Annotated in this window: 21 protein-coding genes; 2 read left to right on the top strand and 19 right to left on the bottom strand. The window is 47.2% G+C overall.

From position 1 onward, the window contains the following. Window positions 1-70: 70 nt before the first annotated feature. From K8S19_00460 to K8S19_00450, 3 genes are all read right to left on the bottom strand, one after another. Window positions 71-2,380, bottom strand: a complete 2,310-nt coding sequence (locus K8S19_00460) for an LmeA family phospholipid-binding protein (protein ID MCD4812155.1) — start codon at window positions 2,378-2,380, stop codon at window positions 71-73. Between the two features lie 20 nt (window positions 2,381-2,400). Beyond that, the gene (locus tag K8S19_00455) at window positions 2,401-3,282 is read right to left on the bottom strand and encodes a DUF2993 domain-containing protein (protein ID MCD4812154.1); all 882 of its coding nucleotides are present in this window, start codon (window positions 3,280-3,282) and stop codon (window positions 2,401-2,403) included. 143 nt (window positions 3,283-3,425) lie between these two features. Beyond that, the gene (locus tag K8S19_00450) at window positions 3,426-3,725 is read right to left on the bottom strand and encodes a hypothetical protein (protein MCD4812153.1); all 300 of its coding nucleotides are present in this window, start codon (window positions 3,723-3,725) and stop codon (window positions 3,426-3,428) included. Window positions 3,726-3,893: 168 nt separating this feature from the next. Here K8S19_00450 and K8S19_00445 point away from each other — a divergent pair, with 168 nt between their 5' ends. Next, the gene (locus tag K8S19_00445; protein ID MCD4812152.1) at window positions 3,894-5,657 is read left to right on the top strand and encodes a YgiQ family radical SAM protein; all 1,764 of its coding nucleotides are present in this window, start codon (window positions 3,894-3,896) and stop codon (window positions 5,655-5,657) included. Here the strand turns inward: K8S19_00445 and K8S19_00440 are convergent. Further along, window positions 5,654-6,799 carry an ATP-binding protein gene (locus tag K8S19_00440; GenBank protein MCD4812151.1) on the bottom strand — a complete coding sequence of 382 codons (1,146 nt, stop codon included), beginning with the start codon at window positions 6,797-6,799 and terminating at the stop codon, window positions 5,654-5,656. The genes K8S19_00445 and K8S19_00440 overlap by 4 nt on opposite strands. Between K8S19_00440 and K8S19_00435 the strand changes: the two genes are divergently transcribed. Then, window positions 6,798-7,127, top strand: coding sequence for a hypothetical protein (locus K8S19_00435; protein MCD4812150.1), 330 nt, complete (start codon window positions 6,798-6,800; stop codon window positions 7,125-7,127). The genes K8S19_00440 and K8S19_00435 overlap by 2 nt on opposite strands. Here the strand turns inward: K8S19_00435 and K8S19_00430 are convergent. From K8S19_00430 to K8S19_00360, 15 genes are all read right to left on the bottom strand, one after another. Then, window positions 7,103-8,542 (bottom strand): glycosyltransferase family 39 protein, encoded by a 1,440-nt coding sequence (locus K8S19_00430; protein ID MCD4812149.1) that lies wholly within the window; start codon window positions 8,540-8,542, stop codon window positions 7,103-7,105. The two genes, K8S19_00435 and K8S19_00430, sit on opposite strands and share 25 nt — an antisense overlap. A gap of 48 nt (window positions 8,543-8,590) precedes the next feature. Further along, window positions 8,591-9,586 (bottom strand): prenyltransferase, encoded by a 996-nt coding sequence (locus K8S19_00425; protein MCD4812148.1) that lies wholly within the window; start codon window positions 9,584-9,586, stop codon window positions 8,591-8,593. Window positions 9,587-9,618: 32 nt separating this feature from the next. Then, window positions 9,619-10,524: a hypothetical protein gene (locus K8S19_00420; protein ID MCD4812147.1), complete on the bottom strand. Its 906-nt coding sequence runs from the start codon at window positions 10,522-10,524 to the stop codon at window positions 9,619-9,621. A 34-nt stretch (window positions 10,525-10,558) separates the two neighbouring features. Beyond that, entirely contained in the window at window positions 10,559-11,521 is a 963-nt protein-coding gene (locus K8S19_00415; GenBank protein ID MCD4812146.1) for a glycosyltransferase family 9 protein, read from the bottom strand. Window positions 11,522-11,786: 265 nt separating this feature from the next. Beyond that, the gene (gene waaF, locus K8S19_00410; GenBank protein ID MCD4812145.1) at window positions 11,787-12,833 is read right to left on the bottom strand and encodes a lipopolysaccharide heptosyltransferase II; all 1,047 of its coding nucleotides are present in this window, start codon (window positions 12,831-12,833) and stop codon (window positions 11,787-11,789) included. A gap of 3 nt (window positions 12,834-12,836) precedes the next feature. Beyond that, window positions 12,837-13,637: a glycosyltransferase family 2 protein gene (locus tag K8S19_00405; GenBank protein MCD4812144.1), complete on the bottom strand. Its 801-nt coding sequence runs from the start codon at window positions 13,635-13,637 to the stop codon at window positions 12,837-12,839. Continuing rightward, window positions 13,634-14,407, bottom strand: a complete 774-nt coding sequence (locus K8S19_00400) for a glycosyltransferase family 4 protein (GenBank protein ID MCD4812143.1) — start codon at window positions 14,405-14,407, stop codon at window positions 13,634-13,636. Before K8S19_00400 ends, K8S19_00405 begins: the two co-directional genes overlap by 4 nt. After that, entirely contained in the window at window positions 14,404-14,796 is a 393-nt protein-coding gene (locus tag K8S19_00395; protein ID MCD4812142.1) for a glycosyltransferase, read from the bottom strand. Before K8S19_00395 ends, K8S19_00400 begins: the two co-directional genes overlap by 4 nt. A 271-nt stretch (window positions 14,797-15,067) precedes the next feature. Continuing rightward, a complete protein-coding gene (locus K8S19_00390) occupies window positions 15,068-15,817 on the bottom strand; it encodes a glycosyltransferase family 2 protein (protein MCD4812141.1) in 750 nt (249 codons plus the stop codon). Window positions 15,818-15,819: 2 nt separating this feature from the next. Next, window positions 15,820-16,851 (bottom strand): glycosyltransferase family 9 protein, encoded by a 1,032-nt coding sequence (locus K8S19_00385; protein ID MCD4812140.1) that lies wholly within the window; start codon window positions 16,849-16,851, stop codon window positions 15,820-15,822. Window positions 16,852-16,904: 53 nt separating this feature from the next. After that, complete coding sequence (lpxK, locus tag K8S19_00380) at window positions 16,905-17,948, bottom strand: tetraacyldisaccharide 4'-kinase (protein MCD4812139.1); 1,044 nt, start codon at window positions 17,946-17,948, stop codon at window positions 16,905-16,907. Between the two features lie 2 nt (window positions 17,949-17,950). Continuing rightward, window positions 17,951-19,333 (bottom strand): 3-deoxy-D-manno-octulosonic acid transferase, encoded by a 1,383-nt coding sequence (locus K8S19_00375; protein MCD4812138.1) that lies wholly within the window; start codon window positions 19,331-19,333, stop codon window positions 17,951-17,953. Window positions 19,334-19,337: 4 nt separating this feature from the next. After that, window positions 19,338-20,468, bottom strand: a complete 1,131-nt coding sequence (gene lpxB / locus K8S19_00370; protein MCD4812137.1) for a lipid-A-disaccharide synthase — start codon at window positions 20,466-20,468, stop codon at window positions 19,338-19,340. Window positions 20,469-20,471: 3 nt separating this feature from the next. Beyond that, window positions 20,472-21,446: a Gfo/Idh/MocA family oxidoreductase gene (locus tag K8S19_00365; protein ID MCD4812136.1), complete on the bottom strand. Its 975-nt coding sequence runs from the start codon at window positions 21,444-21,446 to the stop codon at window positions 20,472-20,474. Between the two features lie 652 nt (window positions 21,447-22,098). Next, window positions 22,099-23,172, bottom strand: a complete 1,074-nt coding sequence (locus K8S19_00360; GenBank protein MCD4812135.1) for an OprO/OprP family phosphate-selective porin — start codon at window positions 23,170-23,172, stop codon at window positions 22,099-22,101. Window positions 23,173-23,502 lie beyond the last annotated feature (330 nt).

The raw sequence follows: 23,502 nt of genomic DNA, 5'->3' as shown, positions 1-23,502 counted from the left end.
TTTTTCGTATTTTCAAAGGCAGGAAAGTTAGCATATTCCGGGTTTTATTTCAATTTTATTCATCCGGGTTTCATTGCATTTTCTTTATCTCAACAACATCCCGCTGCCACTGCTCTTTTTTCTCTATGCCCATGCGCAAAATACCTTTTTCCAGGCGCAATTGTCCCAGGACAATCTTGCCGGGAAATCCCGCCAATTTAAAAAGCGGATTAAAATCCGCCACCAGGGGTTGTATCAAAAAGCCGGCAATGGGAATACCCAAACACTTTATTTTTTCAATACGAAACCGCAGATTGTCTGACTCCGGCCGGTCCTTATCCGGTACAACTTCCAATGCCAGATTAACCGAAAGCGGAATATCTCCGATCCAGTGTGCCGCCATCGTACTGCCGGTAAAAAAAACACGCAGATTTTTCAGATCATCATTCGCTTTTTGAAATGCCCGGTTCAGGCCCTCATCTTTCAGTTGAACATGCATCACCCGCATTGCGTCAATATAATAAGGAACCGGCTTTCCCTGCTCCAGCCAGTCCAGATCAATCACCAAGTCCTTCAACGCTAATTTCAAACGGGAAAACGGCACACCCAAAGGTTTGTGTTTAAAATCACCCACTTCACCGTTGCGTGCCTCCACCAAAATTTCCGGAAAATGACCGATACGGGTTGATTGGTCGGGCCCGGATGTAATACGAATGGAAAGGTCTTCGCAGTTGCGCAAATAGGCTGAAAGCAATTGGTCCAATTCATGCTTGAGAAGCAGGATGATGCGTTCCTGCGACAAATGATGAAACACCTCCCGGCGGCGGTACAACAACGCATCCGAGCCATCCGGCAAAGGATAGGTACGCATTAATTCAAAACGTTTTCCAACTGCAGTCGTTGAATTTGCCAATGCTTCGGTAATGGCCTTGGGTTTGGCAATGTTGAACTCAAGCCCGAGGTGTTTCGTCTTGGTAACCACAAAATCTGTAAATGCCGGCCAATCCGTTGTCGATGCCAATTGCACACCACGCGGTTGTCTGGATTGTGCGACAACAAAGGTAACCCTGGAAAATTTGGCCGCATCGGGTATCACCCGCAATTGGGGCGGCCGGCCCAAGTTGCCGCCGACATGCGCCACATCCGCCAGAATAGCATCCAGAGGCCAAATCCGGCTGTCTGGTGCTTTGGATTCAATCAGCGACGTTCCCAAAAGCCGGGCACTCAATAGCCGCTCAAACCCTCCCAAGTGCTGCCCCATATGGACATACGCAAACTGTGCCAACGCTGCCAAGGCAATAATCGGCACCCATTTCTTTTTTGTCTCCGGCTTTAGCGCCGCAATCCAGCTAATCCCAACCAGGCAAATGATGGGTAATAAGGGCAGCGTATAGCGATGATCTTTATTTCTAATCAGCATCAATATAATATACGGCGACCCCAACCAGACCGCGAGAAGGAGACGATGCCGTTTTTTGAACATGGCAACCACAAACCCGCCAACCACGGTTAACCCGAGGGGCCAGGACATCTGTCTAAAAACGCTGCCCAGGTAATAAATCCATGCCAAAGGCGATGTCAGGGGCGGATCATTTTCCAACACACCGCGGGCATGAATATACCCGGACGTGTTTTTCACCAGCTTGATAAAATGCACACTATACCAGGGCGCGGCCATCAATCCTGCCAAACCAAATGCCAGCAGAATATTGCGCCATATTTTTTTCCCCTCCCCTTCTTGACGAAACAATGAAATGACTCCCAGGATAAGCGGCGGCGGCGCAAAAAAGAAAAGTGCACTCCACTTGTTCAACATGGCAAGGCCGAACATCATACCGTAAAGCAATGACCAGCGTTTTTTTCTGAAATTTTCCGATTGAAGATAAAAATAAAATCCCAGACAATATTGCAGAACCATGGGAATATCCAGCATAAAATACTTCGACTGAATCGCGACCATAACCGCAGCGCTGAATAAATACCCGGCTAAAATACCCGTGGTCTCATCATAAAGCGTCCGGCCTATCAAAACCAATACCCAGACAATCCCCAGCAAATAAAAAAGATTCAAAAACGCCGCAACATCCGGCACAGGTTTGGTGACAAGAAAAACAAGTCCGGTCAACACTTCAATCAGCGGTGGATAAAAATCAGATTGATACAAAAGGTTGTACCATACATCCCACCCACCCTGCAGCAAGGTTTTATAATACCCCACCGCGCCCATGAAATGAATGGATTCGTCCCATGCCTGGGGTTGTTTGTCAAAAAACAGCCAAACAAAATTTGCCAAAACCAGCGATAGAACCAGTGCCGCAATCAGAGATCCGCTGGAAAGCAGCTTTTCTCCGGAAAAAACATCCGGAATACGTATGACTTTTTCATTTTGACGATTTGGCATTGATAGTCCTTTTTGATTGATTATTGCGTACTATTTTCCAGGCCGATTCTAAGTTTGCCCTGACCGCAATGGACTGCACCCAGAATCATGGAACTCTCAAAGGCTTTCAAAGGCAGCACAGGATTAATTTTATTGGCAAAGCGTCTGACGACTCCTGATGGAACCGGCAGGCCGTTAATCTTCAGGTGATGCACCTCAGCCAGCAATTGATCTGATGATGAAGATTCCCCCTGTGTCACAACCCGCAAGCCTATGTCCGCTTCCATCCGGGGCTTGCCTGACCAAATCACTCGAATACCTCTTTCCCGGAAAGAAACACTGAGCAACGCCAGTCTGCCCGGCGCATTGTGCAGCGCTTCGTTGAACGCCTGTTCATCCAGCACAATTTCATGTACCGACACGGACGCCAACCCGGCAGGTGCAATACGTTCCTGTTTTAATTGCTCAAGATCCATCACCAATTCCTGAAAGGAACAATCAATGGATTCAAAGGGTACCAGCCACGCATTATATTCGGGATGCCTGATTTTTCCATGACGCACGGCAATCCGAAGATTTTTAAAATACCCCTGCCTGATTTCCTCACTCACAAAAGGCGCCATATCAATTCTCAAGTCCTGGTAATCAGTTATATAGGTGGTTAACCCGTTTTTCAAATTTTGTTCAATCCGATGTGCCAGTTGTCCAATAAACACATTTCCGGTTATATTTTTATTTTGTGTCATCATAACCTTGGAATCAAGACTTGGAGCCGGAGCGGTGACGCCGGGCCATTGTTGGAAATGAGCAATGGTTTCCTCAATGACCCGGGCATAGTGTGCCAATTGCCAAAAACTGAAAATTGCCAGCCCAGCAAAAAAAACCATCAACAAAAAAATATAAATTCCCTTACTTTTTGCCATCAGCGACCTCTCCTACCTGGACCTACCTGGATTAAACGGTTCATTTATACCATGCCCTTCTGGTGAAAAACAGGGAAAAGGATTGGTTTTTCATGGAAACAAATAGCATCAAAATCCGGAATTAACCCTGTCACATCTTTATTTTATTCAAACGAAAATCGAAATGCCGGGGAAATTTCCCGTGAATGCTGCTTGGCAAACAGTTTCTGTTTTACCTTAATATAACGTTTCGTATGAATAAAATAAAAATCCACGGGCTTACGCCCGTGGTATTTTTGTCGGGAGATGTTCGCCTTCGGCGATATTTTTACTCGCTTCATCGATGGACTTACCCGGCATTCGCCGGGCAGGCTGTCCATCGTGTTCGCGCTAGCACGATAAAGATGTGACAGGGGTCTTCCTTTTGTTCTGAAAAAATCACGAGGAATGCCTTTTTCCAGCATTGGAAAAAAAGCCTTGATTGCCTCCCGCCCTGTCCGCCCAGCAGCATTGCTATTATCATCCGGGCCTTTTCTTATTCCAATGCTGGAAAAAGGCATTCCTCGTGATACACCCTGTAACATTAATGCACAACAGTTGCCTGTTTATAATCCGGGTGCTACAATCCTCCCATGCAACAGCCCTGTTTTTTACCCATGACAAAAAAAGAGATGCAGGCCCTGGGCTGGCAGGAACTGGATATCCTGTTGGTCACCGGTGATGCCTATGTGGACCATCCCTCCTTTGGCGCGGCCTTGCTGGGTCGTCATCTGGTCAACCAGGGATTCCGCACCGGCATCATTGCCCAGCCAAACTGGAAGCAGCCGGAAAGTGTGCTCACCATGGGGCGGCCGCGTCTCTATGCCGGGGTCACCGCCGGTGCCATGGATTCCATGGTTGCCAATTACACTGCGAACAAAAAATTACGCCGCAATGATTCGTATACACCCGGCAATGACTACGGATACAGGCCGAATCGCGCATCACTCATTTATACCAACCTCCTCAAAGCCGCTTTCCCCAAACTCCCGATTGTCTTGGGCGGGATTGAGGCGAGTATGCGGCGCCTGGCACACTATGATTATTGGGAGGATAAAATTCGGCGTTCTTTATTACTCGATGCCAAAGCAGACATCTTGGTTTACGGGATGGCCGAACAACAGGTGATCACGATCGCCCAACGTTTGTCTGACGGGACAACAGGTTCCGTAGGGGCGACCGGCCGGTCGCCCCTACCACAATTATTCGCCAACATTCCCGGCACCGCTGTGGTGAGTTCCCAATTACCTGAGAAAAACAGTTTTCTCCAGCTGCCGGCTTATGAGGCTATTCTCAAAGACAAATCAAAGCTGATTGATGCGATGCATCTTTTGGAAAAAGAGCACGCTATTCCCGGCGGCCCCTGTCTGGTGCAGGCCCATGCCAACCGCTTTGTCATTCTCCAACCCCCGTCAGCCCTGCTTTCCACAAAAAAAATGGATGCCCTCTATGCGCTGCCTTTTTCCCGGCAGACCCATCCGTCTTATGCACAACCCGTCCCCGCGCTGGAACCGGTGGTGAATTCCATTGTCACCCATCGCGGTTGTTTCGGCGGTTGCACCTTCTGTGCGCTCGGCGCCCATCAGGGTAAACTCATCCAATCACGCAGCCAAAATGCGATTATTGCAGAAGCAAAAAAAATAACCACCATGAAAAGTTTCCATGGCACCTTTACGGACTTGGGCGGCCCGAGTGCCAATATGTATGGCATAATCTGTACACGACCCGGCGGACCGTGCAACCGGCCTTCCTGCCTCATTCCGGAAATCTGCAAACATCTTTCCACTGACCATAAAAAACAAACCGCACTGTTAAAAGCCGTGAAAAACATCCCCAACGTAAAACATGCTTTTGTGGCATCAGGCATCCGCTATGACCTGGCCAATGAAGACCCGGCGTATATCGCCTATCTGCTAAAAAACAAACACATCAGCGGCACTTTGAAAATCGCGCCGGAGCATACCAGTCCAAGTGTGTTAAAACGGATGCGAAAACCCCCGGCACCGGTCTGCGAAAAATTCATCCGGCACTACCGGCAGGCAGCCAAAAAAAATGCCCAGCCGGGATACATCACAGCCTACTTCATTGCCAGTTTTCCGGGCAGTACACGCGAAGATATGCAAACTGTCAACCGTTTTGCCCAAAAACACAATTTACGCGTGGAACAAATGCAGGATTTCATTCCCCTGCCCATGACCCTGGCAGGTATCATGTACGCGACCGGATTGGACCCCTGGACACGCCAACCCCTGATGGTTGCCAAAAATCAGCGCGAAAGAAATGTACAAAGAAAGGTTTTATTGAAAAAAAACAGGTTTTCCCAGGCGATTAACCGCCCCAACAAAAAGAAATCTTAAGCAGACAAATACTCCTGATAATTCCAAATTTTTATTTCTTCCCCATAAGGAAAATTCGTGCCGTTATACAGCAGAATTCCTTTATCTTCAGCTTGCCTAAACTCCTCAACAACATGAATCATCTTTGGTTTAAACGAAGACGAAAATTTAATTTCTATCAAATCTTTTTTATTTTTTTTATCCACAATCAAATCTATTTCTTTCCCATGGCTTGTCCTCAAATAATATAAATTATATTTTGTGTCCGCATGATACTGTTTTTTCGCCACTTCAGATACAATATAATTTTCAAATAACGCCCCACTCATAGGTCCTTTTTCATATAATACTTTATTACTAATACCCGTAAGAAACGCGGCCAAGCCTGTATCATAAAAATACAATTTGGGCCGTTTAATAATTCGCTTATTGTAATTTTTATAATAAGGCGGAAGTAAAAACAACACATAAGACGCTTCCAGCAATAACACCCAACGTTTAATGGTGGAAACAGCAACACCAATATCATTTGCATAATGTGTCAAATCCAACACATGTGAAACATTGGCTGCCAGCAATTCAATAAATCTCCTGAAATCCCTCAGCTCACCTATTCCCGCCATGTCCCTTACATCTTTATTTAAGTAAGTTTCCAAATAGCCGGCATACCAATTTTCTTTATTACGATATTTTTGTTGAATCAATTCAGGATAAGATCCGCTATAAATGGATTTCGCTTTCATGGTGTCCGGTATTTCCCGATACTGAAACGGCAGCAAGGTCAACAATCCCAATCTTCCCGCCAGACTTTCTGATATTTTTTTCAGCATCACAAACTGACTTGATCCTGTAAGAACAAAATTTCCATAGGATGTCCTGTTTTTATCCACAGCAAGTTTTATAAGATTAAACAACAATGGAACTTTTTGTACTTCATCAAAAATAATCTTCTTAGAATAGAGTTGCATGAATTTCTCAGGATCATCCTGCAAAAAACGCACCATGCGATAATCATCAAACGTAACGTATTGATATTTATTTTTCAGCATCTGTAAAAGCATGGTTGATTTCCCGGATTGTCGCGGGCCGGTGACCGCCACAACCGGAAACTGCGTACAATATGCTTTAACTTTTTTTTCCATAATCCGGGAAATATATCTCATGCCGCGTTCCTCGGTTCGTGTATTTTTGCCATCCAATAGTATTATTGCACACATCCTGTTTATGCATCAATCTTATTTTTCAATTGGCGGTACGCGCGCGGACATGCAAGCCGTCAACCGTTTTGCCCAAAAACACAATTTACGCGTGGAACAAATGCAGAATTTCATTCCCCTGCCCATGACCCTGGCAGGTATCATGTACGCGACCGGATTGGACCCCTGGACACGCCAACCCCCGGCAATTTCCAAAAATCAGCTCGAAAGAACTGTGCAAAGAAAGGCATTGTTGAAAAAAACACCAAATTATCGTAAAAGAAACAATTCATAGCGCTCGCTTTTCAGCACAACTTCCACTTCCAATCTCCCGCTGCTTTTCAAAATATTATTGAAATGCTCGTTCCCCAAATGACTTGTGATAAATATCTTCTTCCCGGAATTTTTTTCTACAATATCAATAATGTCCGTCAATTTTTCGACATCCTGTTTTTGAAAAAAACTAATTCCATTTGCATAAAACTTATAACACCATCCCGAATCACGCATAAGCAAGATCTTGTCATCAGTATCTATCTCCCTTAAATATGCCGCCACTTGCTCTATGCCATCATTGCTCCTATAAAAAGCACCGTATTGCAATGTGTCTTTCTTAATGAATTGAAACGTTAACATTCCACATCCAATCAGAAAAATGATTGCCATGACAACAGTGCCCTTCTCATGGATTATTTTTTTCAATAAATTTTCAATATAAACTAAAAACGCACCTGAAATCAACACAACAAAAGGAACCCACAGAACAGCATAGCGGACATATTGGAAGGGTTTAAGCAACAACAAACTCACGAGATAGCCTGCGATAAACACAACAAACATCAATTGAGCAATTCTATTAATCTTTTGTCGCTTTGTCACATTTTTAGAAAACAACAATGCATGACTGTTTATCAGTACAAGCCAGACTATGGAAACATATCCAATGATGTTCAGGAGCGGCAGTTCAAATATTTTTTCATAGTGGCTCATCCAAAATGTCAATCCCCGGACTGTACTTTCTATGGTTGAAGAGCTTTTATGTAAATACAGCATAAATCCCCAAAAAGGATTGGAAAACGCAGTAATCAACAACAAGCTTCCAATCGTAATAAAAAAACCTTTTAAAAATGATTTCAAACGCACATCACGGAAGCATTCCCGCAAAGCGGTGTCTTGCATAATCTCCAACATCAACAGGACAATAATCAACGGTACCCAAAAAACACCAAATTGTTTAGTTGCCAGAGAAAGCCCCACCAGCACACCTGCCAAGGCAAAACGTTTACTCGTCATGGCCGCAATGCCGGCCAATCCTAACATCACCATTGTCATATCGGTAAATGCAGTATTGCTATAGGCAATATGCAAAGGTGAAATTGCCATGAGCCACGCACTCACCAATCCGGTCTTTTCGTTAAAATAATACTTCCCGATTTTATAAATCAGACTGACAGATACCACTCCGGCAATGAGGTTGGGTATCCGGGCGGCATTCTCTGTGATGCCAAAAAACAAATAGGCTATGGCTTGAAGATAAAAAAGCAGTGGGGGTTTATCAACACCGGATGCTCCGTTGAGCAAAAGATCATAATGTTCAAATATCCGTATTCCCCAGGAAGCGTAAAGCGCCTCATCCTCGTGAAAACGGTGAATTCCAAAATGGGTAAACCGAACAAAAAATGCGCTAATCAAAATTAGCCCTAACCACATTTTTTTATTCCATAAATTCCCTGCGTTTACATTCATTTTTCCGATGCCTCATCCCAACCATAGGCGTTCTATCAGTATCTGTCCAAACATACCACCCAACAGAAGTGCCCCGGCCAGCCGTATAAGGTGAAAGCAGTAGCCCACGTACCACAATGGCCAAATCGGCCAATTCGCCGGCGGTGATGTCGGCCGCGGCTGGGAGAGCAAGCGCCATACCGAGCGGGCACGCGGAATGGAAAAAAATACCAGCAAGGCTGCCAAAGGTAACATGTTGGTAATGGCACCGGCAACCACAGCCACATAAAATAAAACAATCAATCCTTTGACAACCGCCATGGCACGGCTATGCCCCAAAATAACCGGCAGGGTGTGAATTTTCTTCTCCCGGTCTTTTTCCAGCTTGTCAATATGCTTGGCCATTAAAATAGTGGTCACCATCAATGCGTAAGGAATCGAGGCCAGGTACACTTTCCAGGGCACCGATCCTGCAATCACAAAATAGGTCCCGCCCACCATCAAAGGCCCCCAGACAAAAAAGACCGCGATCTCTCCTAAACCAAGATGCTTCAGGGAATAGCGGCCGCCCACATACACCGCGCTGATGAAAAAACCGGCCAAAGCATAAACCGCCACACCCCAGCCGCGCAGACTGATGAAATACAGCAACAATCCCAGATCCAGCAAAGAAAAAAGCAGAAAAGCACCAAACAATTGGCGCTGGGTCACCCACCCCGAGGTCAAAGGATGAAAAGAATATTTCACTCGATAATAATCAGGTGTATCCACCCCGCTGCGGTAATCCATAAGATCATTAAGCACATTGTTGGCCGCATGCGCGAGCAACAATCCGAGTATAACCAAAAGTGCTCTAATCCAATCGGTCTGGCCTGTGCGCCAAGCCAGTAAAATGGCGATTAATGGAGAAAATACTGTCATGGAAAAGACACAAGCGCGAATAATGACCAGCCACTTGGCAAACCAATTTAAGTGAGCTCCCGCAGGCGGATTACAGGTATCGAGAATGGTTTTAATCGTATTTGCCACAACAGTCCTCCTGATAATAATTTCGAATTACTTTATTTTAAATATTTTTCCGCCAGCTTGCGCTGATCCTCAGCGAAAATTCCGGCAATGGATTCGAAATGTTTTTTCAACAGTGCATTGCCTTTTTTATCCGGAAGAAGTAAAAGTGCGTGCACAGCCTCGCGTTGGATTGCCGGTTCCCGGGCAGTTAAAAAAGATTCGAAAAACGCCGGATCAGCACAATAGCCGCCGCAGCCCAAAACCGCCAGGGCATCACGGCGCTTGGTTGCATCCTTATCCCGCGTCGTGCGTCGAAGCTTTTCAACACCGGCTTTGTCATATTGACAGACCGACAAACGGTCAAAATCATAATAAACAACATCGAAGTCCTGCTCTTCGTCAGGCTTCAAATAATCGACCGCTTGAAAACTGGTACCTTTTTCAAAATCCCCCAAATGCAATTTACCCTGTTTTATACGCCCGGCTTTTTCTTCCGGCGTCTGCTTCCAAATCCTTTGTTTGAACAGGGACAAAAACATTTCCTCCACGGGTAACCAGGCATCTTCCCGGACATAAAATATTACATAGGTGCTGTCATAGCCCACGATACTCAAATTAAGCAAACATTCCTCTCCGGTAGGTTTATCGGGACCCTTATACGCTGTCAAAATTCCCCGTGCCCAAGGATGGGTTGATCCAGTTGATTTCAATTCAACCAAATACGCATCCAACCATTTACCCAATGCCTCAATCACGGGTTTGGCTTCCGCCTCCTGTTGTTTGAGACTTTCCCACTCATCCCCGCCGTCCCTGGAATGGCCGATGGTAATGGCTTTGCGCACCTCACAATGCTTTCCGATAAATTCCACCCCGCCATGTGTGCTGGCTGAAACCTTTGCCTTTACCGTAATAACCATTATTATAAGAACAACCAGCACTGCCGTCCATTTCATAGACATTCACGACCTCCTGATGATTGTGGCTTCCACACCCTCATTTCCCAAAATGGTTCATAAACGCCTGCATGACCTGCTTCGCCGGGATATCCTCCACCCGGCCGGTAACCGACCGCACCAGCGTGTGCCGGGCAAGATCATAGGGGTGCCATTCCGCTTCAGGTTCATCCGTCCAAAGTGTCACTGTTTTGGCACCCACTGCCACGGCGATATGTTTGGGTCCGGAATCACAGGTAACCACCCCGCGGCTCATCTGCATTAAAACACCGGCTTCTTTTAATTCTTGCTGAAAAACCAACGGCCTGGATTTAGCGTACAGACTGATTTCCCGGGTAAGCGCTTCTTCCTGGGGTCCTGAAAGTAAAATCCAGGGACCGTACCGTTTTTTTTCCATGCCATCCAAAAATGCAACTGCTTGCCCCGCTGTCCAGCGCTTGCGCGCCTTGCCCGCCCCTGGTGCCAGCACCCAAAAGGACTTGTCAGCTGCCAAATTATTCTGCCTAAAAAAACCATCCACGCAAAGCCGGTCTGCTTTTTCCAGAACAAACTCCAGTGTGCTTCCAGTATCGGGTATCCCCATTGCGCGGACAACATCAAGATCACGTTCAATGGCTGACTTGGATTCTTTTTTTGCTGTGATGGGAATGGTAGTAAAATGGTCGGGACCGCTGTGATTGTGGACAACCCGTTTTTTTGCGCCTGTAGCCCGGGCTAAGAGCGCGGTCCTAAAAGAAGCGTGCAAAGTGATCGCCAGATCATAGCGTGAACGACGCAGTTGGGCCATAAAACCCAGGGATGTCAGCAGGTCCTTTTTGTCATAAACCAATACCCGGTCTACATGCGGATTACCTGCCAACACCTCTGCGCCGGAGGATGAAACAACCACGGTTATCATGGCTTCCGGATTGGCATGGCGCAGCGCGCGCAAGGCCGGGGTTGCCAGCAGCGTATCTCCCAGTGCGCGAACTTTGATCACCACCATATGATTACTTTTCATCATACGCCACTCCTGTCAAAAAAATTACACGGCTGCAAAATCATCCTAATGCAGTTATTTTTTGTATCACATCAATGAATTCGAAAACACTGTGACAAGACCATAAAACATATCATTTTTCGAAGGATAGGACTGTTTAAGCTTCTCCGAAGGAGGGCGAGTTCCGCATCCAAGAAAAATGATATGTTCTATGGTCAAAAACCGCATACTTGATTTTTTCACTAATATAATACTAGTATTTTTCTTTGATCACGTACAATCACATTCATTATTTCTTTCTACTCTTGATTTTTAACATTTCCCGGATTTTTTCCCAGACTTGCTCCACAGAAATATGCTGCATACACTTGAGCTCGCTGAATTTGCATTCATTGCGCACACAGGGTGCACATGCCAGAGAATGATCACGTAGATACGCACTGTGTTTTCCAAAAGGACCGGTCACTGCCGGATCAGCAGCGCCTTGCAATACCAGGACAGGGACATCTTGCGCATAGGCCATGTGCATGGCCCCCGAATCATTGCTAATCAGCAGTGCCAATTGTTTTATGACTGCCAAACCGGTACGCAATCCGGTTTGACCCGCAGTAATCAACGGTTTGTTTTTTGCCTGGCGCGCAACCTGCCTGGCCGCCTCCGCATCCACCGGACTGCCCACCAGCACGACTTTAAATCCCGATGCTGTCAAACGATCGACAATTTGAGCGTAGCGTTTGACCGGCCACCGCCGGCTTTTTGCCACTGATCCCGGGGCAATCCCCACCAGTCGCTGCCCGGCATGCGGACCCACCAAAGAGCGTGCTGCGCCAATTTCTTCAGAAGTAAGTTTGACCACAAAATCCCAGTGTTCGCACAGGTCCACGTCTGCGCCGGCCAGCCGGGCGAGGGTCAGATAAATTTTCGGCCGCGCAATCTGCTCCAGACTCTTGTTCCAGACCGCGCCCTGAGTGAGCAGCCAGCCACGATTGTCCGTACGATAGCCGACACGCTTGGGAATGCCGCTCCAAAAGGCAAGCCAGGCAGCTGAAAACGCATTGGTCAGCAAAATGGTAAGATCATACTTTTCCTTGCGCAATTGCATTATCAATTGGATCCACCGGACCCATCCCAATTTCCGGTCCAACCCGATCACGCAGTCAATGGCCGGATGATTTTCCCAAAGCGGTGCCACCCACGAACGGGCCAGCACATGAATGGCTGCATGGGGAAATGTTTTTTTCAAGGCAACCACCACCGGTGTGCCCATGACAGCGTCCCCCACCCAATTGGGACTGCGCAGCAAAATTTTCTTGGGCCCCTGGGTCTGTTTGGACATGATTTATGCTTTCCTTTTGAACATAGTTGAAAAAACCGGCAAATGTTCGTTTTGTCTGCGATAGGTGTCCCAAGCCTTTACCTCGCTCGTGAAAATATATGCAGCAGAAAAAAGATGAAATAAAAAACCTTCCAATCCATCTTTGAAACCACCCTTGAAAAGATAGGATTTCGTAAACCGATGCAGCGGTTTCATTAAAAGCGAATACCCGGTAGGCCGCCGTTTGAGTGTAAGTATGCGCTCGGCCTCAACTGTTGTGTAGGTATTGAATTTTTCAAAATAATGATAAATGTCGCGATACGAAAAATGCAGAATATTTTCTTGCAGGTATCCGGTTTCGCCTGAGACCTCAATCCCGCGGTGCAGCCCCACTTCCGGATAACCGCCTTTTTCCCTTTTAAAAAAACGCATATGATAATCCGGATAAAGACCGCCGTGCTGAAGCCAGCGCCCAAAATGAAAATTTTTAATCGGGACCCAATACCCGTCTTGGGCCTGAGCCGCGTCCTTAACTGCAAGCAATTCAGCACGAAGTTCCGGAGTAACCCGTTCGTCCGCATCCAGAATAAACACCCAGTCATGATTTAACTGTGTCAATCCAAAAACCCGCGCCGGTTCGGGATAACCATGGTGTCCGGCATACGTCGCGATCCGCGCACCACAAGCTTTGGCAAGTTCCACGGTCTGATCGGAACTTTCGTTGTCCACCACAACGATCTCATCAGCAAATGTCAGGGTTGCCAGACAATCCTTTATGTTGTGCTCTTCATTATACGTGTGTACGACCGCAGAAATTTTCATCATTGTTCTTGTACAACCTCTGTATAAAATTCTTGATATTTTTTAATCATGGTCTCGCGGCTGAATTTTTCTTTCACCTGTGCCCTTGCCGTCTCGCCCATCTGCATCCGCTTGGTAGGATGGCATACAAGATCATTAATCGCCTCGGCCAATGCTTCCGGGTCACGGGGCGGCACCAAAAGACCGGTCTCGCCATGGGTGACAATATCCGGAACCCCGCCTGCTTGTGTAGCCACCACCGGAATACCGCGCGCCATGGCTTCAATGAGAACCAAACCAAATGGTTCACACTCGCTTGGAAGCACAAAAACATCCAGCGCAGACATAAATTTCCCAATATCCTCTAAAAACCCGGTATATTTCATGACACCGGATGTCCTAAGAATGCTCCCGCGCATCCAAAGCAGCGTTGCAAAGGATGCATCGGTTGGATAGGCTTTGCCCCCCAGTAAAAACCGTACCATGGGATTCCACCGATTAATAATCTCAGCAGCTGCAATATAATAAGGAAATCCTTTGTTGGGCCGCCAAATACCGGTGGTACCCACCACCGGAGCATCGTAGTCAATCGCCAATTCTTCCCGCAAAGAGGAAGGAAATTCTTTTTTCACCGCTGTATTGGTGGAACAATGAATCAGACGGCACTTCGCCGCTGGAATACCATACCCGGTTACCAGCTGCTCAACATAATCGGAAATACAAATAAAGGTATGAGTTTTCCCGGCCAAAGCCTGCATGGCCCGGCCAACATAACCTTTGCGTCTTTTTTTCATGGCGCCACCAGCCAAACCATGGGCACACGGGCCCACTTGCATCCATAGGCGGCCAGCTTTGCTTCCTGGAGCCCGCTCACATGCACCAGACGAGCGGACACCTTTTTCACATACTGGTAAAATTGCCAGAGTGCAGGCAAATTTTTATGCAAGTAGCGAAGCTTACCTTTCCAAAAAGGAATAATTTCCAACGGAATGCCGCGCCGGCGAAGCTCTTTGGCAAACTGACCGTCCTGGCAGCAAACCACATGCGGCAAAAATCGTTGCCGGTCCAACCCATCTAAAATGGTCAATAAATGGTTCTGTCCGCCGCCGATGGTCCCATGATAATTAACAAATACAATCGGCACGGCTTTTTTTATTGGTTGTGTCTCTAAATAAGTTTCCATCGTCACCTCATTGAAACATGCTGCTTTTTCAGCAATGATCCCTTTTAATTTACAAAATATCCTGTTGCAAAGCCGGTCGTCGGAATGCCTGTTTTTAAAGAAAAACCAATACTGTCAACACACAACCAAGCAAACTTCGACGATCCGACCCACTTGAACGACACCTATATTGCTGATGCGTTCTTTTTCTTTAAAAACAAGCACTCCGACGACCGGCGCTATCATCTACTGGATTACTTGATTTTGATAAAAATGTCAGAAAACACATTTTCTATTTTCGCGCCAGTTCCCAGTGCTTGGCATGTTTGACCAGCGTATTTAACGCTGAAAACACGCATAGGACAAGCCCGGCAAAGCCATCCCGCCAGCCTTGCTTAATAAAATACATTTTCACAAACGTCCAGGGCGGATCAAAAACCATCCGCAAGCCGAAAACCCGTTTCCCGCGTTCAAAGCGGTCTTGGGCCGCCAAATTTGTATAGTGATTCAATCGTTTAAAATAATCTTCAATCGTTGCGTAAGAATAATGATCCAACGGCTGCTTAAAATAGCCTTTTCCTTTTTCCGTGACCAGCGCCTCATGCACATGCTTTTCCTCAAACCGTGCGCTCTTGGCCCGAAAAAACCGGAGCTGCCAATCAGGCTGCCAACCGCAATGGGCAATCACTTTCCCGAGAAAATAATTTCTGCGTCCAATGAAATAGGCATCCTGGACATCTGCTTGTTCGGCAATTTGACGGATCTCCCCGGCCAATTCAGGCGTCACCACTTCGTCGGCGTCAATCGATAAAATCCAGCCCGAATCAATTTCATCAATCAACCGGTTCTTGGTTTTGCCGTAGCCCTCCCAGGCAACCGAACGCACCTTGGCCCCGGCTTTTCGCGCCAGTTCCAGGGTATTGTCCGTTGAATTATTTTCACCCACCAGAATCTGATCGCAAAAACGCAGCGCAGCAATACATTGGTGAATGGTTGCCGCCGAGTTTTTGGCAATGATAACGGCTGTGATGGATGTGCCCATGCTCAATCGTCCTTTTTTCTTTTTCTGGGATTCAATTCTAAAATTTCTGCGACTTTTTCACAAACCGTATCCACCTGAATCCCGCGCAGACATGCATGATGTTTTAAAGGGCAGACCTCGCCACCATGCAGTGTACAGGGCCTACAGGCCAGCTCTTTTTCCAAAACAACGGCACGCGGATGTAACTGCGGCGCAAACCCAAAGGCACTCACGGTCGGACCAAAGAGCGCTACCACCGAGGTACCGGCTGCCAGCCCCAAATGCATGGGGCCTGAGTCATTGGTAATCATGATATCCGCCCGGCTGCACACCGCCGCCATGGCCGGGATATTGGTCAATCCTGCGAGCGAGACCACCCGGTTGTCAATCGCTTGAACTGCTTGCCCGCACAGTTCCCGCTCCTGCATACTGCCGGTAAAAACCGGGATAAGATTATGCGTCTTTTGCAACTGTTTGGCTGTTTCAATAAAATACTCCAGGGGCCATCGCTTGGCGCGCCATTTAGCTCCGGGTACAAACAGCGCAATCCTGTCCGCTTTTTTTATCCCGTACTTTTGCAGCGTCTGCAAAGCAGCTGCGTGAGCCCACTCGGAAATCTGCAAGGTAGGCTGCTTTTCCGGCACAGTAATCCCTGCCCGGCCCAATGCTTCCCCATACCATTTTAAAACCTGTTCATCTTTTTTTAGTCCGCTAAACCGGTTCCAGAAAACCGATCTGCCCTGGGGCCGAACCAAAAGCCGGCGCCCCACTGCCCGTTTGCGATACCGGATGAGCTGTTTGGTCTTAACCTCCCGCAAAAGGCGCCTTGCACGCAGCGTGCCGTGTAAATCAAATACCCAATCATACGCTGCGGCAAATTCCACTTTTGAACACAATACCCGGTCAACCCCGGGCAGCATTTTCCCCAAAGCAACATAGTCCGGATGCACCGCCAAATCCACTCCATGACCGGCCCGGTGTGCCGCCGCGATCGCCGGTTGGGTGAGAATAATATCACCCATGGAGCTTAAACGTACTATGAGTATGCGTCCCATTAAAATTCTTCTTTCCTAAATAATCACCTGTAGGGGCGACCGGCCGGTCGCTCCTACAGGTTCTTTTTTTTTTCTGCCACAACTGTTTCCAATAATTTTTCCAATCCCTTTTGTGGCGAAAGAATTTCCATCTCTATTTCCAGCGCCCAAACCGACACATCCTTGAACACTTCATCCACCGGCATCCGAACCGCATCTTTGGAGGTTGTGACCACCATGGCACCCAAAGACCGGGCCTGCCCGGCAATACGTTCCCGGTCTTGCCGGGTAAACCAATGATGATCTTGAAACCGCAAACATGCGCTAATCCGGGCACCGGCTTTTTCCAAGCTCTTTTCAAAACTGAGCGGCCGGGCAATTCCTGAAACTGCCAGTGTTTTGCGTTCATTCAAATAATCCAAGGACTGCCGCGTATGATCGTTTACTGAAACCAACTGCTTGGCTGTATGACACGCGGTGAACAACAATTTTTGAGGAACAATTTTTTCCAGTTTTTTATAAATCACCTTCAAAGGATACTGATCCGCCCGGGTAATTATCATGACATCCGCTTCTTTCAAACTTGTCAGCGGTTCACGCAAACGACCGGCCGGCAACAACTCCTCTTCCCCAAAAGGATCACCTGCATCAATTAAAACGATGTCCAAATCGCGATACACCTGATCCCGCCGTTGAAATCCGTCATCTAAGACAAGAACATTGCACCCCAGTTCATTTGTCGCTATTTTTCCGGTTGCGGTCCGGTCCTTGCCGACAATAACCGGGACATCATACAACCGCTTCGCCAAAAGTGCCGGTTCATCACCCGCGTCTTGCACACTGGTTTCCAGACCCTTTCCCCGGGAAACCACCAAAACCGATTGACGGCTTTTACGGCCATATCCCCGGCTTAAGATACCTGGTTGCAATCCCAAGCTGCGCAGTATCCCGCAGATCAATGCCACTGCCTCGGTCTTGCCGGTTCCGCCGACTGTAATGTTGCCCACCGAAATCACCGGCACTGCGAACCGATGACGCGGCTTGCGCTGCATCCGCAGACGATTCATGCGTACGCCCAAACCGTACAACCGGCTCAATAGCAGTAAAATAATTTGCATGATTACCACTCCGTCCAATCATTGGACAAAATTTCTTTGGGTGTTGTGTAACCTTGATTTTGAAGGGATTCCTGACGCCATTTGCGGACCTCTCCGGCCCAGCGCTTGATCAGCATTAATTTTTGCAGCAGCTCTACCGTCTCATTGGCAGTTCCCTGACAGGCTGCGACCACTTTTTTAGCCTGCTCCCCCATGTGCCCGGCTTGCTCAGGCGCAAGCAGCAGCGTGCTCACCGCTTGCGCCAGTTCCTCACTTGTGGTTACCACTTTGGCCCCGCCGCTTTGCAGAAGCATTTGTGTAACTTGGGCAAAATGCTCGGTGTGCGGTCCAATCAGAACCGGGACGCCGAGACCTGCCGGTTCAAGCGGGTTATGTCCGCCAAAAGGCTGTAAGCTCCCGCCTACAAATGCCACGGTACCCAAACCATAAGTTTCCGCCAATTCACCCATGGTATCCAATAGAATCACCGGAAAATCAATCAGCTCTTTGCCGACCCGGGAGCGGTGTGTAAATGCAATTCGTTTTTGTGTGAGCAATCGTTCAATATCCCGCAACCGTTCCAGATGCCGCAATGCCAGAATCAAAACCGCGTTGGGGACTTTTTCCTGTACCTTGGCAAACGCTTCCAGCACCATCTCTTCTTCACCCGGCCGGGTTGATCCCGCGACCCATACCGGCCGACCCGGAGCCAGCCGGAGGTCCTCTTTCAGCTTGGGAATTCCCGAACCGCTGGAAACATCAAATTTAACATTCCCAATCATCTTGAGCCGTTGCGGATTCGCCCCCAGCGCTTTGAAACGCTCACCATCTGCTTTGGATTGGACCGCAATCAGATCAAAGCCGGCAAGCATCTGCTTGACCATGCTGCGGATTTTTCGATACCGCTGAAAACTTTTCTCCGACAAGCGTCCATTGATGAGTGCCATCTGACAGCCGTTTTTTTTCGCCAGACGAATCACATTGGGCCACAACTCGGTCTCGGCAATCACCAGCAAATTGGGCTCCACCATTTTAAAAACACGTTTGACCACACCGGGATAATCAAGCGGCATAATAATGCAGGCAGATGCAAATGTCATTTTTTGCATCGCCAAAGCATACCCCGTAGCCGTATTGGTTGAGACCACAATTGCCATGTCTGGATTGCGTTCCTTTAATGCCTGGACTATCGGTGTTATGGCGGACAATTCACCCACACTGGCCGCATGCAGCCAAACGCGCGGTCTTGGCATTTCCTGAAATTGTTTCCGCATCTTGCGTGAATGAAATCCCAGGCGCTGACCCAGATGAAGACGCAGCTTTCCGGAAAAAAGCAGACCTATCAAGAAAAACGGTGACAACAACAATGTAATCAATTGAAGAATAAAATTGTATAAAAAACGCATGTCCCTACCCGATTATTTTTAAAATGACCTCAGCGGTCCTGGCGGCTGCGCCGATCCCGCCCAGGCGATTGCGAACCCGCGCCCAGCCTTGTTTCTGTTTCTCAATCATCGCCTGATCCTGCAGCAAGGCCTCGGCGATTGGGAAAACTTTTTCAGGCGAAAATGCATCCTGTAAAAACTCAGGCGCGATTTTTTCATCTGCCACCAAATTGGCCAATCCAAAAAATTTCAATTTCACAAAAATCCGAGCCAGCCAGTAGCTGATCCGTTTCATACGGTACCCGACAATCATGGGTGTTCCCAAAATCGCGGTTTCCAACGTGGCTGTGCCGGACGAGACAATCGCCAGATCAGCCGCAGCGCGAGCGCTATACGGTTGCTCACGAATCAGCTGTGCCGCCAACCCAACCTTGTCCAGAATCGCTGCAATGCGCTCCGCAGAAACGGTTCGCGCTACCGGAACAACAAACTGTATTTGCGGATGTTTTTCCCGAAGCCTTTTTGCAATCCCGGCCATGGTCGGCAATAAAAACTCAATTTCCTGTCTGCGGCTTCCCGGCAGCAATGCAACCAAAGGTCCCCGGGCCTCTCCCAAAAGCGCTTGCCGTCTTTGCGCGACCGGCACTTCCGGTTTCACCTGTTCAAGCAAAGGATGCCCTACGAAGGTTACCGGAATACCGGCCTTGCGATAGAGCGGTTCTTCAAAAGAAAAAACCACAATCATGTGGTCCACAATTTTTTTAATGGTATGGATGCGTCCTTTACGCCAAGCCCAAATTTGAGGGCTGACAAAATAGATCACAGGAATACCCAATGACTTTGCGTACGCCGCAATCCGAAAATTAAGATCAGGAAAATCCGTCAGGACCACCGCATCCGGGCGTTCTTTTTCTAAAAGCCTTTTTGCCAAGGTGAGGATTTTAAAAAACTCACTAATCTTGGCCAATGCTTCCACAATCCCGATCACGGCATGCGAGACCAGGTCAACCTCAATCCGTACCCCGGCGGCCTCCAGCATGGCGCCGCCCATCCCAAACGCCTCTATTTCGGGACGTTGTTGCTTTATCTTTTTATAGACCTCAGCCGCGTGCTGGTCGCCCGACGCTTCTCCGGCCACAAACATTATTTTTTTCATTATTTACGCAGAATAATCCTGTTTTTTTATTTGCTTGCTGATCTCAATTGCCACGGCCAAAGCCTCACGCCCTGCCAGGCCGGTCACTTCCGGCTCGGTCCGGTTGCGGATCGCGTCTACAAACGCGGTTAATTCAATCATCAACGGTTCCTTTTTCCCGAACACAATTCGCTTACGATCAATCATCTTCATAAGATTATTTTCATCAATTTTCCGTCCCTTTTTCAATTGGTAAATAGAAAGTTCCTGTTTTTGGTAATCAATACTTATATAACTGCTGGGTGAAAAAATTCTGATTTTACGCTGCGCATCCATCGTCACCCGCGAGGCATTGACATTGGCCACACAGCCGTTTTTCATGGTAATCCGTGCATTGGCAATATCTTCGTGCTCAGAGAGAATCCGCACACCCGTGGCTTCCACCTGTTCCACAGGTGCACCGACCAGATCAAGAATAATATCCAGATCATGGATCATCAAATCAAGGGTCACCCCGATATCAGTATTGCGTTGCGAATAAGGACCCAAACGATGGACCTCGATAAACTTTGGAGAATCCAGTACCTTCTTGAGTTCCTGGATTGCCTGATTAAAGCGTTCGATATGCCCAATTTGAAGCGTCGCCTGGTTGACTTTGGCCAAAGCAATCAGCTCATCCGCCTCTTCCACTGTCCGCGTCATGGGTTTTTCTAAAAGCACGGAAACACCTTTTGCTAAAAAATCTTTGGCCACTGCATAATGGACTGCGGTGGGCACAACCACCGAGACCAGATCAACTGCCTGAATCAGGTCATGATAATCCACAAACGCCTGGCAATGGCATTTTTTCGCGATTTCTTGGGCCCGTTTTTGACTACTATCCGCAACCCCCACCAGTTCAATTCCGGAAATTTGGGTATAAACCCGGGCATGATGCTGACCCAGGCTGCCCACACCGATCACTGCGGCTTTCAATGTTTTGGCTTCATTTTCAGACATAATAAGTCATTGGCTCCTTCAATTAAAACACCGATTATGCGGACATGCCTTTCACCTGTCAAGACGAATAGTTGAAAGCGGCATGACCCTTTCTTCGAATAGGCTTACCCTTTTCCACTTAAATTAAAACTCATCTTACCATTTTTGTCCCGTTTTCGGAGTTTTTTTGCAGGAAATAGAATGATATAATTTCAGGCGGGAGTTTGACTTGCAAGGTGATAAAAATCCACAGGCTTGCCCGGCACCCGGCATTCGCCCCCGCATACGCGGGGCAAGCTGCCCATTGTGTTCGCGCCGGCACGATAATCTTATGACCATCGGTCTTTTTTTCTTCCGGGAACACCTTACTCAAGTTAATATACATTGTTAATCACTGCTGTCCTAATTCACAAAACACCCTGTTACCAGGCCGGTTAGAATGCTTATTTTTAAAGAAAAACCGACGCTGTCAACGCTCAAGCAAGCCTCGACGACATGGCTCACTATAGCCATACTCTTTTATTGCTAATGCGTTTTTTTCTTTAAAAACAAACATTCTAACCGGCTTTATCACATACTGTAATACTTACTTTGGACAAAAATGATTGTTAACAATTAAGTAAGGTGTCCCCAATCCAAAAAACGCGACTTAAAAAAACCAAAATCAGAACCTTTATTTTTTCCCGTATTTAATTTGCGTCATTAAATAAAATTCTTTAATGGGATTAATGTCGGTTTCACTCTTTTTCAAACGGTACGTTGCTTGAACCTTCATCTTATTAAAGAAATAATTCAAGCCAATACTCCCGACCTGACTCCCATCCAATTCAACAGCTTGATCAGGATCGTACATCTCAAATTTCACTGCAACATCCAACTCCGGAACAACACAATAAGTAGCCAGCCCATACCAGCCTGAAGCAAAATTTTTGCTCGCGTCAACTTGTTCTTTTTCTTGATAGATATATTCACCCTGTAATGTAAAGCCGGCGTATGCGTACTTCAACAGTCCACCGTAGCGGGTGCGTTCACCTTCATCCGTCCCTGCCTGCGGTTGGCGGCCAACTTGAACAGCCCCCCCCAGAGAAAGACCGTCCAAAAAAGAACCGCTCCCTGCCATGGGTGTCAAAACCACGCGGCCCACAACATCTTTGTTATCATTGTTATCCGCTTGGTTACGGCCAGTGCCATTAAACACACCCGCGCCATAATAAATTTTATTTCCCAAGAGCTTGCCATCGGCCATGAGTCCCAGATCATAGTTATAGGAAAGTTTGCTGGTCGCTTCAGAGCGATGAAAAACAGCCAGTTTGGCGGAAGAACCTATTTGTTCCTCACTAAAGGGTATTTTAACTTGACCCATTTTTAAATTCAGATACGAAAAAGGTTTGTAACTAATATATGCATCCAACAAAACATTCGTCGCCGAAGCCATGTCAACTTGAATTTTGCTTTTAACCGCCCGGGCAATTACCCCTTCCAATGTCATCCGGGCGCGTTTGATTTCAAAATAGCTGTCCGGATTCATTTTTTCATACCACGCATAGTAAGCCTGGATAAAACCATGCACCTTCAAATCAGTAATAGCAACCGGCGCAGGAATTTTTGGCGCAACCTTAGGCGCGGTTTCCGTTGTCACCGGCTGAACCGTCTGAAGCACTGTTTCTTCCGCCATTGCCGCCGCTCCCAGGGATAACATACATAGTGCGCCCAAACAAACCACAAACCGTTTCAGCAAATCCGACATTAAGCATCCTCCTGTTTTGAATTATTTTTTTACTGTTTTCTTATCTCGATATAATTAAAAATAATTTTCTCTAAAAAATGCTCACCCCCTATTCACACCCATACGACTGATTTTGGCTGCTACGCCTTTATCGCATCGACATGTTTGTATTAATCTTAGTTTGCTCCACTTTTAATTATTAAATATTACAACACCGCACATAAAAGTATCAAGACTTCTTTTTTCCGGTCCGTGTCTTGATGTCACCCTTTCATACACCCCTTCTTAAAAAAACAAAGTCCAAATCAGCGCGCTCCGGAAATAGTTTTACTTATTCGCTTGACGCAAGAA

This window comes from bacterium (genome assembly GCA_021108215.1).
GTDB lineage: Bacteria > Oederibacteriota > JAAXVQ01 > JAAXVQ01 > JAUVAV01 > JAIORK01.
Note: the sequence above shows the minus strand (reverse complement) of the source record. Positions and strands in the feature narration are given on the sequence as shown.